Source organism: Variovorax sp. P4_D9 (assembly GCF_056401695.1).
Genome location: NZ_JBFUIU010001701.1, coordinates 1 through 666, shown reverse-complemented (window position 1 = coordinate 666; position 666 = coordinate 1). Strand labels below are relative to the sequence as shown.

The 666-nt window shown below is 59.0% G+C and carries 1 protein-coding gene; it reads left to right on the top strand.

Annotation, left to right across the window (positions count from 1 at the left end; all coding sequences use genetic code 11):
• Positions 1-121: 121 nt before the first annotated feature.
• A complete protein-coding gene (locus AC1DY5_RS57850) occupies positions 122-472 on the top strand; it encodes a DUF6788 family protein (protein ID WP_478123073.1) in 351 nt (116 codons plus the stop codon).
• Positions 473-666 lie beyond the last annotated feature (194 nt).

The following is a 666-nucleotide window of genomic DNA, read 5'->3' as shown; positions in this document are numbered from 1 at the left end:
GTTCACCCCTTCGTTGCGCAGTTGGAGAAGGCCTGCGTGGTGTCAGCCGTGCGGGCCAAGAAACTTGCATATTGCGATTCTTTCGCTAGTATTAGCGAAAGAAAGCCGAAAGTAAATCTCCATGGCGCATCGACCCGAAACCATCATCAAGCAGGCGCGCGAGCGCATTGCGCGAATTCGAGACACCCTCAGTGCGATTGACTACCTGTGCTCCGGGACGTTGCTACAACGCACGAAGGTCTGCGGCAAACCGGGCTGCCGCTGCGCCAGTGACCCGAGCGCGCGTCACGGCCCGTACTTCGAGTGGGGACACATGAAGGGCGGCAAGCTGGTTCACCGCACGGTCACGCCCGAACAAGCCGCCATCCTGAAGATCGCCATTGCCAACCATCGCAAAGCAAAGAAGCTCATGCAGGCCTGGGAGCAGGAGACGGAACGGCTATTTGATGCTCAGGCGCCGCGCAAACCATAGCCCGCACACCCGGTCAATCCCGAGTCCGCCTCAGATCCACCAGCAACCCGCAGAAGAATTACCTTCGCTTTTGGCAAGCGCAAGAAATGGCTGGATTTAATGACACGATACTGGCCGAGTCCACTACGAGGTTGGCGATCCCTTGCTCGGTCAGCCAGTGGTGCAGCCAGAAGCCGTCACGGCCAGCCTCGTAG